The following is a 14,162-nucleotide window of genomic DNA, read 5'->3' as shown; positions in this document are numbered from 1 at the left end:
GTCAGCGGTTCTTGTACGCCTCGACCACCGACACCGGGATGCGCCCGCGCTCGGAAATCTCGAACCCGTTCTTGGCGGCCCATTCCCGGATGGCGCGGTTCTGCTCGCGGTCCATTCCCGAGGTGCTCGGCCGGGTCGTGCGACGGGCGCCGCGGGTGATCTCGGCGGCTCCCCGGCCGATTCGCCTGCCAGCGCTGATGTACGGATCCAGGGCCTTGCGCAGGACGCCCGCGTTCTCGTCGGAGACGTCGATCGTGTACGCCACGCCGTCCAGGCTGAACTCGACGGTCCGATCGGCCTTTCCGCCGTCGAGGTCGTCGGTCAGAACGGTGATTACTTTCCTTGCCATCGCCATTACTCCCTGTGTCGGGCGGGGTGTGGCTAAGAGTTTGACCTACCGCGCGGTAATCCCGCAACAATAGCCGACTGTTTCCATTCGGCGGGTCGCGGTAAACGGTGCCGCCATTGGGCGCGGAGCGCCGGAACGGGAGCGCTCGGCGTGGCGTGGGTCACAACCAGGAACAAGGGGCATCTTTTGTTACTTGAGCCAGACACGCTCAACCAACGTGATGGCAGGTGTTCGATGGCAACTCTTCCGGTACTCCCACTGACCGACGCCGTCCTGCTGCCCGGGATGGTCGTCCCGGTGACCCTCGACCCGACCACCCAGGCCGCCGTCGACGCGGCCCGCGCCACCGGCGACAAGGAACTCCTGGCCGTGCCCCGCATCGACGGCGAGTACGGTTCCGTCGGCGTGGTCGCCACGATCGAGAAGGTGGGCCGGCTGCCCAGCGGCGAACCGGCGGCGGTCGTCCGCGGTCTCGCCCGTGCCCGCATCGGCTCCGGCGTGCCCGGTCCCGGCGCCGCGCTCTGGGTCGAGGCGACCACACTCGACGAACCCGCCCCGGCCGGCCGCGCCCGGGAACTCGCCCGCGAGTACCGCGCGCTCATGACCTCGGTCCTGCAGCAGCGCGGCGCCTGGCAGGTGATCGACGCGATGGAGCGGATGACCGACCTGTCCGAGCTGGCCGACTCGGCCGGTTACGCGCCCTGGCTCAGCCTGACCCAGAAGACCGAACTGCTCGCCGCGCCGGACGTCACCGCCCGGCTGGACCTGCTCGTCGGCTGGGTCAAGGAACACCTGGCCGAGCAGGAGGTCACCGAGCAGATCAACAGCGACGTCCGCGAGGGGCTGGAGAAGTCCCAGCGGGAGTTCCTGCTGCGCCAGCAGCTCGCCGCGATCCGCAAGGAACTCGGCGAGGACGAGCCGGACGGCTCCGCCGACTACCGCTCCCGGGTGGAGTCCGCCGACCTGCCGGAGAAGGTACGCGAGGCGGCGCTGCGCGAGGTCGGCAAGCTGGAGCGGGCCAGTGACGCCTCACCCGAGGCGGGCTGGATCCGTACCTGGCTGGACACCGTCCTGGAGATGCCGTGGAGCACGCGTACCCAGGACAACACCGACCTGGCCGCGGCCCGGGCCGTGCTCGACGCCGACCACGCCGGCCTGGCCGACGTGAAGGACCGAATCCTGGAGTACCTCGCGGTGCGCAACCGGCGCGCGGAGCGCAACCTCGGCGTCGTCGGCGGACGCGGCTCCGGCGCGGTGCTGGCCCTGGCCGGCCCGCCCGGTGTCGGCAAGACCAGCCTCGGCGAGTCGGTCGCCCGGGCGCTGGGCCGCAACTTCGTCCGCGTCTCCCTCGGCGGCGTCCGGGACGAGGCGGAGATCCGCGGCCACCGGCGCACCTACGTCGGCGCGCTGCCCGGCCGGATCGTGCGTGCGCTGCGCGAGGCCGGCTCGATGAACCCGGTCGTGCTGCTCGACGAGGTCGACAAGCTGGCCGCCGGCTACTCCGGCGACCCGGCGGCGGCCCTGCTCGAGGTGCTCGACCCGGCGCAGAACCACACGTTCCGCGACCACTACCTGGAGGTCGACCTCGACCTGTCCGACGTGCTGTTCCTCGCCACCGCCAACGTGGTCGAGGCGATCCCGGGCCCGCTGCTGGACCGGATGGAGCTGGTCGCGCTGGACGGCTACACCGAGGACGAGAAGGTCGCCATCGCCCGGGACCACCTGCTGCCCCGGCAGCGGGAGCGGGCCGGGCTGACCGGCGAGGAGGTCACCGTCGCCGACGAGGCGCTGGCGCTGATCGCGGGCGAGTACACCCGGGAGGCCGGCGTCCGGCAGCTCGAACGAGCCCTGGCGAAGATCCTGCGCAAGGTGGCCGTCGCGCTCGCCACGGACCCCGCGCCGGTGCACGTGGACGCCGGGAACCTGGCCCGCTACCTGGGCCGGCCGAAGTTCACCCCGGAGTCGGCCGAACGCACCGCCGTGCCCGGCGTGGCGACCGGCCTGGCCGTCACCGGCGCCGGTGGCGACGTGCTGTTCATCGAGGCCACCACGATGGAGGGTGAGCCGGGACTGACGCTGACCGGCCAGCTCGGCGACGTGATGAAGGAGTCCGCGCACATCGCGTGGTCGTACCTGCGGTCGAACGGACGGCGCTACGGGCTGGACCCGAACGCGCTGGCCGGGCGGCGGATCCACCTGCACGTCCCGGCGGGCGCGGTGCCGAAGGACGGCCCGAGCGCCGGCATCACCATGGTGACCGCGCTGGCCTCACTGGTGACCGGGCGTCCGGTGCGGCCCGAGTTCGGGATGACCGGCGAGGTGACGCTCTCCGGCCGGGTGCTGCCGATCGGCGGGGTGAAGCAGAAGCTGCTCGCCGCGCACCGGGCCGGCCTCACCGAGGTGATCATCCCGAAGCGCAACGAGCCGGACCTGGACGACCTGCCGGCGCAGGTGCGGGAGGCGCTGACCGTGCACACGCTGTCCGACGTGGCGGACGTGCTCGCGCTGGCGCTGCGCCCGGCGGAGATCGAGGCGGGAACGCTCGCCGCGGCCTGAGCGGGGGCGGGGGTCCGGTGACAGCCGGACCCCCGCTCCACGGCGCGACCGGATGGTCCGTCCGGCACCCCGGCCGGCCGGAGCGTCGACAGCCGTTCCCGGCCCGGCATACTGGCCGGCGTGCGGCCAGGACCGACGGACGCCGCACGGAGAGGGCTGGTCAGGTGGCGCGCAGAGCAACTGACGGGGATCCGCCGGGAAGCGGAACTCCGGACCTCGGCGATCTTCTGGGCCGGGAGTTGAGCACCGCCGTGGTGATGTTCCACGAGGCGGTCGCCGCCCGGCGTGGCCTGACGGCCACGGAGAACAAGGCGCTCGATCTGCTGGCCCGGCGTGGCCCGCTCACCTCCGGTGATCTCGCCCGTCAGCTCGGGCTCACGCCGGGAGCGGTCACCGGGCTGGTGGACCGGCTTTCCCGCGCCGGGTACGCACGGCGCAGCCCGGACGCGACGGACCGGCGCAAGACGTTCGTCGTCGCCGACGTGGAGCGGCTCGACGCCGAGATGGGCCCGGTCTTCGCGCCGCTGGGTGCGGCGATCAGGGAGCTGACCCGCGGGTACACCGAGGCGCAGCTCGCCACCGTCGAGCACTTCGTCCGCAACGTGGTGGTCATCCTCCAGGAGCAGACCTCCCGTGTCTCCGACTCCTCGACTGACAGGGCCTGACAAAAACATTTCAGTGCGCTAAAATGTTTAGCATGCTGAATCAATCTACGGAAGCCGGCGTCCGCCGCGCCCTGGCCCGGGTCGCCGACGCCTGGGGTGAGGGCGACCCGGACCGGTACGCGGCCCTCTTCAGCGAGGACGCGGACTACACGGCCTACGACGGCACCCGGATGGCGGGTCGGCGCGCAATCGCCGACGGTCACCGGGCGCTGTTCGGGGGCGTCATGCGCGGCTCGCGCATGACCGTCCGAGAGCCGCGCATCCGGCACGTCGCCACCGACGTCGCCGTGGTGTGGGCGCTGGGCGGGATCATCATGCGCTGGCAGCGCGGCCGTACCGAGCCGTCGGCGAAGCGGCACTCGGCGGTCACGTTCGTCCTCGTCCACCAGGGGGACGACTGGCTCGTGACCGCGTTCCAGAACACCAGGTACCGTCCGTGGTCGCGTACCGTCGTCGGGCGGCTGACGAACCGCATGGCGGGTGGGAACGGCCGGTGACCGTCACCGCCGGCGGTGGCGGGCACCCGCCGGCGGTGGACGCCTCAGCGGCGGCCGCGGCGGCCGGCGTCGAAGGGACGCTCCCGGCCGTCGGACTCGCCGCCGTCCCGGTCCCGGCGTACCGTCGCCTTGCGGCCCTTGATGGTGGTGCCGCGCAGCCCCGCGATGATCTCGTCGGCCACCGCCTGCGGCACCTCGACCAGGGAGAACCGGTCGGCGATCTCGATCGAGCCGATGTCCCGGCCGTTGATCCGGGTCTCCCCGGTGATCGCGCCGACCAGGTCCTGCGGCCGCACCCCGGCCCGCCGGCCCAGCCCGATGAAGACCTGGGTGGTCCCGCCGGTACGCGGACGGCCCGGCCCCCGGCGCTCGCCCCGCCCGCCGGTCTCCGGCCGGCCCTCGCGCGGGCCGCGGACCGGAACCTGCGGGATCTCCTCCTCGTCGTCCGAGCCCGGTGACGTCGCCTCGTGCGCCAGCTTCACCGCCGCCAGCGCCACCTCGACCAGGTCGAACTCGTCGGTGAGCGACTCCACGATCGCCCGGTACGGGTCGAGGTCGTCCTCCAGCAGGCTCTCCCGCAGCGCGGCCTGGGTCAGTTCCAGCCGCCGGGTCCGCATGTCCGCGACAGTGGGGATCTTGTCGATGGCGATCCGCTGCCCGGTGACCCGCTCGATGGTCTTGAGCATCCGGTGCTCACGCGGCTCGGCGAGCGTGATCGCCACACCCTCCCGTCCGGCCCGGCCGACCCGCCCGATCCGGTGCACGTACGACTCGGGGGCCGACGGCACGTCGTAGTTGACCACGTGGGTGAGCTGCTCGACGTCCAGCCCTCGGGCGGCCACGTCGGTGGCGACCAGCAGGTCCGCCGTGCCGGCGCGCAGCCGGCCCATCACCCGGTCCCGCTGCTCCTGGCTCATCCCGCCGTGCAGCGCCTCCGCCCGGTAGCCCCGGCCGTTCATCGTCTCGGTGAGCCGGTCCACCTCCTCGCGGCTGCGGCAGAACACGATCGCCGCGGTCGGCGACTCCACGTCCAGCACCCGGCCCAGCGCGGCCGGCTTGTGCCCCCGGGCCACGATGTACGCGCTCTGGCGCACCCGGGGCGCCTCTCCGGCGACCGGCCGCTCCCGCTCGATCCGGATGCGCACCGGGTCGGTCAGGTGCTGCCGGGCCAGCCCGTCGATGCGGGCCGGCATGGTGGCCGAGAACAGCACCGTCTGCCGGCCGGCCGGGGCGTGCTCCAGGATCGCCTCGATGTCCTCGGCGAAGCCCATGTCGAGCATCTCGTCCGCCTCGTCCAGCACCACCGTGCTCAGCGCGCCGAGCCGCAGCGTGCCCCGGGCGATGTGGTCCAGGGCCCGGCCCGGCGTCGCCACCACCACGTCCACCCCGTGGTCGAGCGCGCGCAACTGCCGGCCGATCGGCTGCCCGCCGTAGATCGGCAGCACCCGGGCGCCCAGGTCCTTGCCGTAGCGGTGGAACGCCTCGGAGACCTGCACGGCCAGCTCACGGGTCGGCACCAGCACCAGTGACACCGGGTCGCCCTCGGCCCGGCCGACCGGCATCCGCTGCAACAGCGGCAGCGCGAACGCGGCGGTCTTGCCCGTACCGGTCGCCGCCTGCCCCAGCAGATCCTGCCCGGCCAGCAAGGGAGGGATGGCCTCCCGCTGGATCGGCGTCGGTTCCTCGTACCCGAGCGCGGACAGCGCGCCCAGCAACTCGGTGCGCAGCCCGAGATCGGCGAAGGCGATGGCGTCCTCGGCGTCGTCGGGAACGGCGGGGTCGGTCGGGGTCGGTGCGGCGGTCATGCGACAAGTTTTTCATCACCGCCGCGCGGCGGTCGCGGCGACCGGGGCAAACGTTCGCCGCGCCACCCGGGTGCCGTCCCCTCCGGGTGATCCGGCGCGGCCCCGTGCCCTCGCCGGATCACCCGGACAGGGCAGCGGATCACCGGGACAGGACGGCCAGGAGCGTGGTGAGGCCCACACCGACGTCGAACACCGCGCACCACAGCGCGTAGCCGCGCGGCACCACCGCGCCGGTGCGGTGGTACCAGGCGTCCCAGGCGGCGTGGACGAGCCAGCCCACCCCGACGAGAACCCCGGCGACGTCGGCGGACGCGATCATCGCCACGACCGCCAGGCCGCCCCACACGGCCGCCCCGGCGAGCTGCGCGGCCAGCGCGCGCCGGTCGCCCCACTGCCGCCGCCAGGTGCCGATCAGCAGGTAGCCGGCCGGCAGGACCAGCAGCGTCCACGGCGCGAAGACGGTGGGCGCGAACCACATGTCCACGGTCATGAGCAGCGCCAGCCCGGCCGGCCACCCGCGCGCCAGGGCCGCGGCGACCGGGTGCCGGCGCGGCGGCGCCGCGGGCGTGTGCCGGTGCCGCAGCGCCACCAGCAGCATCGCCGGCACCATCAGCAGGTGGCCGCCGAGCAGCAGCGTGTCGTCCCCGACCCACCCGGCCCACCAGGGCGGGAGCAGCAGCAGGAACGGCACGTACATGGCCGCCGACATCTCGGCGGTGGCGGCCCGGCCGTCCCCCCGGTACCACATCCACGCGGCCATGCCCGCCGCCATGTTCGTCGCCATCACCAGCGCGCCCACGTCCGGCCGCGCCAGCACCGCCGCGCCGCCCAGCAGGCTCCCGCCCACCTGCCACAGCGGCCCGAGCAGCACCATCCCGGCCAGCATCGCCACCACCATCCCGGCCAGGAGCCGGGTCCGCGCCCACCCGGCCCACCGCCGGGGTACGACCACAGTCATCTCCGTCATGCCCCGACCCTGCCGCCGTCCGGCGCACCGGAGAAGGCGCGTCCGTCACCGGGAAACCGTGCGGAACGCACGACCGGGCCGTGACATCTCGCAGGGGCGGGCGGGCCGGCGCACGCCCTAGGATCGGCGGGCATGACAGTCGATTCCGCCGACCACCGGCTGCGCCGGGCCCGGCGGGTCACCCTGCTGTCGCTGGCCACCAACGTGTGGACCACGGTGCTGCTGCCCGCCGTCGGCCTGGCCCGCGAACCCGACCCGGGACGCGTCGCACTCGGCGCCGCCGGGCTCCTCGCGTTCACCGTCGCCCAGATCGCGGTGCTGCACGCGGCCGTCACGCCGTGGCTGCCCGTACCGGCCCGCCGCCGCCGGCACGCCGCGCTCACCGTGGCGGCGCTGCTCAGCCTGCCGCTGCTCGGCCCGGTCGCGGCCGGCTCCTGGCCCACCTGGGCGTGGCTCGGCGCCTCACTGGTCGGCATGACACCGCTGCTGTTCCGGCCCGCCGTCGCGGCGGTGGCGGCGGCCGGCGTCCTCGCGGTGTCCGCCGCCGTCACCGGGGCGACGGGTGGGCCGGTGACCACGGCGCTGCTGGTCACCGGCCTGGTCGGTGCCGGGATCGGCGCGCTCACCTGGGTCCAGGTCTGGTTCTGGGACCTGCTCGTCGAGGCCCGGCAGGGGCAGGCCGCCCAGGCGCGGCTCGCCGCCGCCGAGGAACGGTTGCGCTTCGCCCGCGACGTCCACGATCTGCTCGGCCACGACCTCACGGTGATCGCGCTCAAGGCCGAGCTGGCGGAGCGGCTGGCGCCGCGTGACGCCGGCCGGGCCGCCCGCGAGGCGGCCGAGGCGCGGCGGCTGGCCGGCTCGGCGCTGACCCGGGTCCGGGCGGCGGTGCACGGCTACCGCGCCGTCGACCTGGCCGAACAGGCCGCTGCGGTGGGGGAGGTGCTGCGCTCCAGCGGCGTCCGCACGACAGTGGTCCCGCCCGCCGCTGAGGTGCCCGCGCCGGTCGCCGCCGACCTGGCCGCCGTACTGCGTGAGGCCGGAACCAACGTGCTGCGGCACAGCCGGGCCGGCTGGTGCCGGATCGAGATCACCCGGGAGGACGGCGTGGTGACGCTGACCGTACGCAACGACGGTGTCCGCGACGACGCCGGACCGGACCGGCTCAGCGGCGGCCTGCGCGGCCTGGCCGACCGGCTCGCCCCGGTCGGCGGACGGGTCCGGGCCGAGGCCGCCGACGGCGTGTTCAGCCTGGTGGCGACAGTGCCGGTGACGCCGTGATCCGGGTGCTGCTGGCCGACGACGAGGAGCTGATCCGGCTCGCCCTGGCCGCGCTGCTCGACCTGGAACCGGACATCGAGGTGGTCGCGCACGCCCGCGACGGGCGCAGCGCCCTGGACGCGGCGCTCGCCCACCGCCCGGACGTCGCCGTGCTCGACCTGGAGATGCCGCCGCCCGGCGGCGTCGAGGTCGCCGCCGAGCTGACCCGCGCGCTGCCCGGCTGCGCGCCGGTGATCCTCACCGGACACGGCCGGCCCGCCCAGCTCCGCCCGGCGCTCACCGCCGGGGTACGCGGGTTCCTCGCCAAGGGCGCCCCGGGCGGCGCGCTGGCCGACGTGATCCGCCGGGTGCACTCCGGGGCGCGTTACGTCGATCCCGCGCTGGCGGCCGATGCGCTCACCCTGCCGGAGTGCCCGCTCACGCCGCGTGAGCTAGAGACGCTGCGGCTGGCCGAGCTGGGTACGCCGGTCGCGGTGATCGCCCGGCGGACCCACCTGGCCGCCGGCACGGTCCGCAACCACCTGAGCGCCTGTGTGCAGAAGCTCGGCGCCGCCGACCGGGCCGAGGCGGTCCGGCGGGCGCGGGAGGCCGGCTGGCTCTGACGTACGGGGCGTCGCGGGCGGTCGTCGGCGACTAGCCTGATCACGTGCGGACGGTCGAACTGCTCTGCTCTCCCGAACTGGAAGCGGCGGTTCGCGCTGCCTGGGACCGGCTCGCCGCCGCCGGGCTGCCCAGCCTGGCCCGCAACACGCACCAGACGAACCGGCCGCACCTCACGCTCGCCTCGGTGGAGGAGTTCCCGCCCGGCGCCGAGCAGCGCCTGGCCGACCTCTGCGACGCGGCGCTCCCGCTGCCGGTGCGGCTGGGCCGGGTGACGGTGCTCGACGGCAGCGCGCCGCTGGTGTGGCTGGTCCGCCCGACACCGCAGCTCGTCGCGCTGCACGGCGCGGTCTGGGACGTGCTCGCCGAGGCGTCCGGCGGGCACTCGTGGCACCAGCCCGGCCGGTGGGTGCCGCACCTGAGCCTGGCGCTGCGGTTCGGCGCGGCCGACCGGCGCCGGGCCCGGGCGGTCGCCGGTGCGCACCCGCCGGCCGGGGCGTTCGTGGCGGCGCGCAGCTACGACGGCGACACCCGCACCGTCAGCGAGCTGACCACCGCCTGCCCGCGTTCCGGCGGCTGAGCGTGGCGACGTACAAGGTCTTGCTCCACGTCGAGCAGCGGTTGATCGCTGTAGTCGTCGCTGGTGACGCCGCTGTCGCCACCCGGTTCTGGGTGTGCGTGGCACCGGAGGATCCGGTGGCCGGAAGTGGCTGGCTCGGCTGCTGGAGCATCGGCGCCGGGAAAGCGATAACGGCGAAGTCTCTCCGACGGGTGCTCGGAGAACTCGAGATGGAAGTGGGGCGTGCGGGGCGTGCTCGGCGCGTTTCTCGATGATCACGTTTTCGTCGAGGGGTGGGATACGTGGGGAGGCGGCGTTCCCGCACCGATAGCCGAGGTGGTGCCTGCTGAAGCGGTGGCGGATGCGGTGAGCTGCCGGTCGAGCGATGACCTCGTGGAGAGGCTGTTGGGTGTGAACGGCGAAGGTTCGAGGAGCAGGGAGGTGATCGTGAGCGATGAGCGTAGGTTTCGCGAAGCAGCACAGGCGGTCGTTGATCTGATGTTCACGGACGACATGAAGCTTTTCGACTCCATGCCCGACGAGGTCCAGGAGAACCTCGGACCGGCGCTGTCGGTCTTGGGTGATCCGGTGGTAGACGGATCTGACACCGGACGACTGATCGTGGCTGCGACAGCTGTTGAGCAGATCGCCATGAAATGCCGCAACGCGCTCCCGCCTGCACTGAATCAAAGGCTTGATGCGATGGAGTCCGCGCGGAGGTCTTTGCGACGACCCTGAACTGCGTGGAGCCGTTGTTGGGTCCTGCTCACAGACGCTTACGATCTCGGCTCTTGTGCTGGCAGCCGCCGCGCTGCGGCCCTCGCCCCCGGTATGGGGCGAGGGCCGCAACCGCTGTGGGTACCGTGCGGATCAGCGGTGGAAGCGCAGGTAGTCGAACTCGGCCGTCACCACCGGTGCCGCGCACTGACAGCTCACCCGTCGCGGGGCGCGGCAGCCGCAGCGACACCTGGGCGACCGGGCCGCCGAGGCGGGACGGGCCGAGCGTGGCGACGCCGCCCGCGTACCTCGATCGCGAGATCGTGCCGGTCGCGCAGGTCGGGGCTGGCGGGCAGCGCGGTGGACACGGCGCCGGCGCTCAGCCGGCCGCGCCCGGCGCGGACGCCCACGCCACCCAGCCGCAGCCCGGCGGTGGCCGCGCCGGTCACGTGTCAGCATGGGTCGATGACCACCGGTGCCGACGGCCGCGGACTCGCCGGGTTCGCCGCGCTGCTCGCCGACCCCACCCGGGCCGGCTTCTGCCTGGCCCTGCTCGACGGCCGCGCCTGGACCGCCGGGGAGCTGGCCCGCGCCGCCGGGGTGGCCGCGTCCACCGCGAGCGGCCACCTCACCCGTCTGGTGGCGGGCGGTCTGCTGGTCGAGGAGCGGCAGGGCCGCCACCGGTACGTCCGCCTCGCCGACCCGGGCGTCGCCCAGCTCGTCGAGGACCTGGCCGCGCGGGCGCCCGCACCGGTCACCCCGCCCCGCACTTTGCGCGCCGCGTCGGCCGGCGCCGCCCTGGCGTACGCGCGCACCTGCTACGACCACCTGGCCGGGCGGCTCGGCGTGCTGCTGCACGACGCCCTGCTCGAGCGTGGCGTGCTCGACCGCACCGGCGGCCTCGCGCTGACCGAGACCGGCATGGGCTGGCTGGACCGTCTCGGCGTACCCGTCGAACCACTGCGCGGCACCCGGCGACCGCTCGTCCGCGACTGCCTGGACTGGACCGAACGGCGCCCGCACCTGGCCGGCGCGGTCGGGGCGGCGCTGTGCGGGCGCTTCCTCGACCTCGGCTGGACCGCGCGCGGCAACGGCCGGGCGGTACGGGTCACCCCGGCGGGGCGGGACGCGCTGGCCGAGGCACTCGGGCTCGACCCGGCGCTGCTGGCCCCGCCCGCCACCCGCGACACCGGCCCGGCGCGCGCCTGACCCGCCCGTGCCCCGCGGCACCGGTCCCGCCCGCGACTGACCGCCGGGTGTGCCCGGCCGGACCGTTCGGTCCGGGCCGAACTGTCGGCGCCCTACGGTCGGGCGATGGATTCACCGACGATCACGGCTGCTCCGGGCACACCGCCCTGCGGGCCGCCGACCTCGGGCGACGGCGGCTGGGTGGTCAGCCGGTACGCGGACGTCGTCTCCGTCCTGACCGATCCACGCTGCGTGGTGCCGCCCGCCGAGGAGGCGCCGGAGGGTGGCCTGGCATGGCTGCGCGCTTCGGTGAGCCGATTCAGCCCGCCGGACCGGCATGCCGCGCGGCGAGCCGTCGGGGTGGCGGCGCTCGACACGCTCGACCCACGGGAACTGCGCGTGGCCGCGGAACGGCTGACCGGGCGAACCCTCGACCGCGCCGCGACCGCGGACAACGGCGGCGACCGGGTGGACGTGACCGGTGACCTGGCTCGGCGCGTACCCCTTGTGGTGCTGGCGGAGCGGCTCGGCCTGGCCGACCCGGCGGCGGCCGTCGCGGAGGTGACGGCCGTGGCCGCCGCCTACCACCCGGGCGCCGGCCCGGCGGCGGTGCGGCGGGCGGACCGGGCGGTGCCGGCGCTGCTGGCCATGTCGCCGCCCGCTCCGGCCGAGGTGACAGCGAACCGGCTCGGGCTGCTGGTGCAGGCCGCCGACGCCACCGCCGGGCTGATCGTGGCCGCCGTCCGGCACGGGCTCGACGCGCCGGACGGGCTCGGGACCGACGCGCTGCTGGCCGAGGTGCTGCGCCTCGACCCGCCGGTACGGGTCACCCGCCGGGTCGCCGCCGACCCGCTGAGCCTGGGCGGCCAGGTGGTACGCGCGGGGGAGCGGCTGCTGCTGCGGTTCGACGCCGCCAACCGCGACCCGGCGGTCTTTCCGGAGCCGGACCGTTTCCGCGCCGGCCGGGCGAACGCCGCGCTGACGTTCGGCACCGGCCCCCGCGGCTGCCCCGGGCAGCGGCACGCGCTCGCCCTGGCCGCCGGCGTGGTCGGCGTGCTGCGCCGCCGCTGCCGTCCCGCCGGCCCTACCCCTGACGTCCCGCCGATCCCACTCGAGGTGATCCTCCGATGACCGACAGGTACCGCGCATTCCGTGACCTGCACCGGCCCGGTGAACCGCTGCTCCTGCCGAACGCCTGGGACCACGCCTCCGCCGCGGCGCTCGCCGCCCGGGGCCATCAGGCGATCGGCACTACCAGCCTGGGCGTGGCGGCGGCCGCCGGGCAGCCGGATGCCGTCCGGGCGACCCGCGCGCAGACGCTGGATCTGGCGTACCGGCTGCGGGGCCTGCCGACGCTGCTCACGGTGGACATCGAGGACGGCTTCCACGACGACCCGGCGGAGGTCGCCGGGTTCGTGGGCGAGCTGGCCGCGCTCGGCGTGGTCGGCGTGAACCTGGAGGACGGGCGCCCGGACGGGCGACTGGCCCCGGCCGAGCACGTCGCCGCCGTGATCGCGGCCGTCCGCGCGGCAGTGCCGCGGATGGTCGTCAACGCCCGCACCGACGCCTGGTGGCTGGGCGTGCCGGCGCCGCTGGACGAGGCACGGCGGCGGGCGGCGGCGTTCCGGGCCGCCGGGGCCGACTGCCTGTTCGTGCCGGGCGCCCCCGACGACCTGGTCGGCCTGCTCGCCGCCGAGGCGGGGTTGCCGCTGAACGTGCTGTACCGGCCGGGCGGCCCGGACCTCGCCGCCCTCGGACGGCTCGGCGTGGCCCGGGTCAGCACCGGCTCGCTGCTGTTCCGGGCCGCGCTCGGTGCCGCGCTGCACCTGACCGACGCGATCGGCGCCGGGCGCGACGCGGGCCTGCCGGCGCCGCCCGGATACGAGGAGGTGCAGGCCCTGGTGTCGCCGTCCGCCACCTGATCGGGCACTTCGGGGGAGATGGGAGGAATCGCGCCTTCTCCGGTCTTTACGGTGTGTGCAGGCCCAATCACGCCGTGTCCTGAACGAGAGGGGACGGAGACCATGCGAGTGCCCAGCCGCAGCCCAGGTCGCCAGCCCGGTCCCGCCGTCACGTCCACCGCTCCCGCCCGGCGGGTGCCCGGCGGCCGGCGCGCCGGCGCCGAGCCGGACCTGTCCGCGTACCGGGCGGCGGTGGCGGAACTCCTGGTCGAGGTGGGCGCGCTCGCCGACGCGCCGTCCACCACCGCCCGCCAGGTGCTGCTCGACCAGCGCCTGCGTGAACCGGCCGTCGCCGCCGTCCTCGACGCCACGCCGCAGGGCCTGATCGGCGCCCGGGAGACGTTGCTGCTGGAGATGGCCCGCTACCAGCCCAACGCGCGCAGCTCGGCGCAGGACCTCACCGCGCTGGTCCGCATCTACCTGCTCTCCCGCGTCGACGTGCTCTGGTGGCGGGACAGCCCGACGTTCCTCACCGACGACCAGGTCCGCACCAGCACCGAACTGGTCGACCTGGAATGGCTGCGCCGCCGCGGCCTGGTCGAGTTCCGATACCAGGAACAGCCCGCCACAGTGGTGGGACGCGGGCTGCGGGCGGTCCGGCGGCGGCTGCGCCCGGACGCCACCCCGCGTACCGCCGGACTGCTGTTCCGCCGGGCCCGCCGCGAGATGATCGCGTTCCTCAACGACCTGGCCCGCGAGTTCACCGCGACCGCGCCGGCCGGCACGCCACCGCTCTGGGTGACCAGCCTGGCCCGCAGCGCCGAGCACCAGTACCGGCTGCGCCGCCTGGGGTACGCGGCGATGGTGCCCAGCGGGCACTGCCTCGGCTGGGCCGCCGACGTCGAACTGGAGTGGTACGACCGCTTCGGTGCCCGCCCGGCGCTGGCCGGGCTGCTGCTGGCCCGCCAGGACGCGGGCGAGGTGAACGTGGTCGACGAGGGACAGGCCTGGCACGTGTGTCTCGCCCCGGCCGTCCGCCGCCGCTACCGGCGGGCGTACGAGGCCGAGATGGGGGTGTGA

Annotated in this window: 15 protein-coding genes; 11 read left to right on the top strand and 4 right to left on the bottom strand. The window is 74.9% G+C overall.

All coding sequences use genetic code 11. The features are described from left to right. Position 1: 1 nt before the first annotated feature. A complete protein-coding gene (locus tag O7611_RS15300; RefSeq protein WP_194799289.1) occupies positions 2-349 on the bottom strand; it encodes a histone-like nucleoid-structuring protein Lsr2 in 348 nt (115 codons plus the stop codon). Between the two features lie 234 nt (positions 350-583). Here O7611_RS15300 and lon point away from each other — a divergent pair, with 234 nt between their 5' ends. From lon to O7611_RS15285, 3 genes are all read left to right on the top strand, one after another. Continuing rightward, a complete protein-coding gene (gene lon / locus O7611_RS15295) occupies positions 584-2,905 on the top strand; it encodes an endopeptidase La (RefSeq protein ID WP_194799290.1) in 2,322 nt (773 codons plus the stop codon). A 239-nt stretch (positions 2,906-3,144) separates the two neighbouring features. Beyond that, the gene (locus O7611_RS15290) at positions 3,145-3,570 is read left to right on the top strand and encodes a MarR family winged helix-turn-helix transcriptional regulator (RefSeq protein WP_228531456.1); all 426 of its coding nucleotides are present in this window, start codon (positions 3,145-3,147) and stop codon (positions 3,568-3,570) included. Between the two features lie 32 nt (positions 3,571-3,602). Then, positions 3,603-4,067, top strand: coding sequence for an SgcJ/EcaC family oxidoreductase (locus O7611_RS15285; RefSeq protein WP_269697100.1), 465 nt, complete (start codon positions 3,603-3,605; stop codon positions 4,065-4,067). 44 nt (positions 4,068-4,111) lie between these two features. On the opposite strand, the gene O7611_RS15280 is transcribed toward O7611_RS15285, so the two are convergent. Continuing rightward, complete coding sequence (locus O7611_RS15280) at positions 4,112-5,872, bottom strand: DEAD/DEAH box helicase (RefSeq protein ID WP_269697099.1); 1,761 nt, start codon at positions 5,870-5,872, stop codon at positions 4,112-4,114. Positions 5,873-6,011: 139 nt separating this feature from the next. After that, on the bottom strand, positions 6,012-6,839 hold the full coding sequence (locus O7611_RS15275; RefSeq protein ID WP_269697098.1) for a hypothetical protein: 828 nt from the start codon (positions 6,837-6,839) through the stop codon (positions 6,012-6,014). A gap of 132 nt (positions 6,840-6,971) precedes the next feature. Here O7611_RS15275 and O7611_RS15270 point away from each other — a divergent pair, with 132 nt between their 5' ends. The 4 genes from O7611_RS15270 to O7611_RS15255 all read left to right on the top strand — a co-directional run bounded on the left by O7611_RS15270 (position 6,972) and on the right by O7611_RS15255 (position 10,014). Beyond that, the gene (locus O7611_RS15270; protein ID WP_269697097.1) at positions 6,972-8,117 is read left to right on the top strand and encodes a sensor histidine kinase; all 1,146 of its coding nucleotides are present in this window, start codon (positions 6,972-6,974) and stop codon (positions 8,115-8,117) included. Then, the gene (locus tag O7611_RS15265) at positions 8,114-8,719 is read left to right on the top strand and encodes a response regulator transcription factor (RefSeq protein WP_013286580.1); all 606 of its coding nucleotides are present in this window, start codon (positions 8,114-8,116) and stop codon (positions 8,717-8,719) included. The genes O7611_RS15270 and O7611_RS15265 overlap by 4 nt, the downstream gene beginning before the upstream one ends. A gap of 44 nt (positions 8,720-8,763) precedes the next feature. Then, positions 8,764-9,297 (top strand): 2'-5' RNA ligase family protein, encoded by a 534-nt coding sequence (locus O7611_RS15260; RefSeq protein WP_194799295.1) that lies wholly within the window; start codon positions 8,764-8,766, stop codon positions 9,295-9,297. Positions 9,298-9,519: 222 nt separating this feature from the next. Further along, a complete protein-coding gene (locus O7611_RS15255; RefSeq protein ID WP_269697096.1) occupies positions 9,520-10,014 on the top strand; it encodes a hypothetical protein in 495 nt (164 codons plus the stop codon). Between the two features lie 194 nt (positions 10,015-10,208). Here O7611_RS15255 and O7611_RS15250 read toward each other — a convergent pair whose 3' ends face one another. Then, positions 10,209-10,442 (bottom strand): hypothetical protein, encoded by a 234-nt coding sequence (locus O7611_RS15250; RefSeq protein ID WP_269697095.1) that lies wholly within the window; start codon positions 10,440-10,442, stop codon positions 10,209-10,211. Positions 10,443-10,458: 16 nt separating this feature from the next. On the opposite strand from O7611_RS15250, the gene O7611_RS15245 reads away from it, so the two are divergent. The 4 genes from O7611_RS15245 (at position 10,459) to O7611_RS15230 (ending at position 14,162) form a co-directional block, all read left to right on the top strand. Then, complete coding sequence (locus O7611_RS15245) at positions 10,459-11,202, top strand: ArsR/SmtB family transcription factor (protein ID WP_269697094.1); 744 nt, start codon at positions 10,459-10,461, stop codon at positions 11,200-11,202. Positions 11,203-11,307: 105 nt separating this feature from the next. Next, positions 11,308-12,312 (top strand): cytochrome P450, encoded by a 1,005-nt coding sequence (locus O7611_RS15240; RefSeq protein ID WP_269697093.1) that lies wholly within the window; start codon positions 11,308-11,310, stop codon positions 12,310-12,312. Next, the gene (locus O7611_RS15235; RefSeq protein ID WP_194799297.1) at positions 12,309-13,103 is read left to right on the top strand and encodes an isocitrate lyase/PEP mutase family protein; all 795 of its coding nucleotides are present in this window, start codon (positions 12,309-12,311) and stop codon (positions 13,101-13,103) included. Before O7611_RS15240 ends, O7611_RS15235 begins: the two co-directional genes overlap by 4 nt. 102 nt (positions 13,104-13,205) lie before the next feature. Next, complete coding sequence (locus tag O7611_RS15230) at positions 13,206-14,162, top strand: hypothetical protein (protein WP_269697092.1); 957 nt, start codon at positions 13,206-13,208, stop codon at positions 14,160-14,162.

The sequence above is a fragment of the Micromonospora sp. WMMC273 genome, from assembly GCF_027460285.1.
GTDB classification, from domain to species: domain Bacteria; phylum Actinomycetota; class Actinomycetes; order Mycobacteriales; family Micromonosporaceae; genus Micromonospora; species Micromonospora aurantiaca.
The sequence above is the reverse complement of the archived record's forward strand: the minus strand, read 5'-3'. Positions and strand labels throughout refer to the sequence as shown.

Excerpts from the sequence above, each read along its gene's own strand:
- O7611_RS15280 (WP_269697099.1), bottom strand. The coding sequence starts at position 5,872 with ATGACCGCCGCACCGACCCCGACCGACCCCGCCGTTCCCGACGACGCC.
- O7611_RS15300 (WP_194799289.1), bottom strand. The coding sequence starts at position 349 with ATGGCAAGGAAAGTAATCACCGTTCTGACCGACGACCTCGACGGCGGA.
- lon (WP_194799290.1), top strand. The coding sequence starts at position 584 with ATGGCAACTCTTCCGGTACTCCCACTGACCGACGCCGTCCTGCTGCCC.
- O7611_RS15275 (WP_269697098.1), bottom strand. The coding sequence starts at position 6,839 with ATGACGGAGATGACTGTGGTCGTACCCCGGCGGTGGGCCGGGTGGGCG.
- O7611_RS15285 (WP_269697100.1), top strand. The coding sequence starts at position 3,603 with ATGCTGAATCAATCTACGGAAGCCGGCGTCCGCCGCGCCCTGGCCCGG.
- O7611_RS15240 (WP_269697093.1), top strand. The coding sequence starts at position 11,308 with ATGGATTCACCGACGATCACGGCTGCTCCGGGCACACCGCCCTGCGGG.
- O7611_RS15270 (WP_269697097.1), top strand. The coding sequence starts at position 6,972 with ATGACAGTCGATTCCGCCGACCACCGGCTGCGCCGGGCCCGGCGGGTC.
- O7611_RS15230 (WP_269697092.1), top strand. The coding sequence starts at position 13,206 with ATGCGAGTGCCCAGCCGCAGCCCAGGTCGCCAGCCCGGTCCCGCCGTC.
- O7611_RS15245 (WP_269697094.1), top strand. The coding sequence starts at position 10,459 with ATGACCACCGGTGCCGACGGCCGCGGACTCGCCGGGTTCGCCGCGCTG.
- O7611_RS15235 (WP_194799297.1), top strand. The coding sequence starts at position 12,309 with ATGACCGACAGGTACCGCGCATTCCGTGACCTGCACCGGCCCGGTGAA.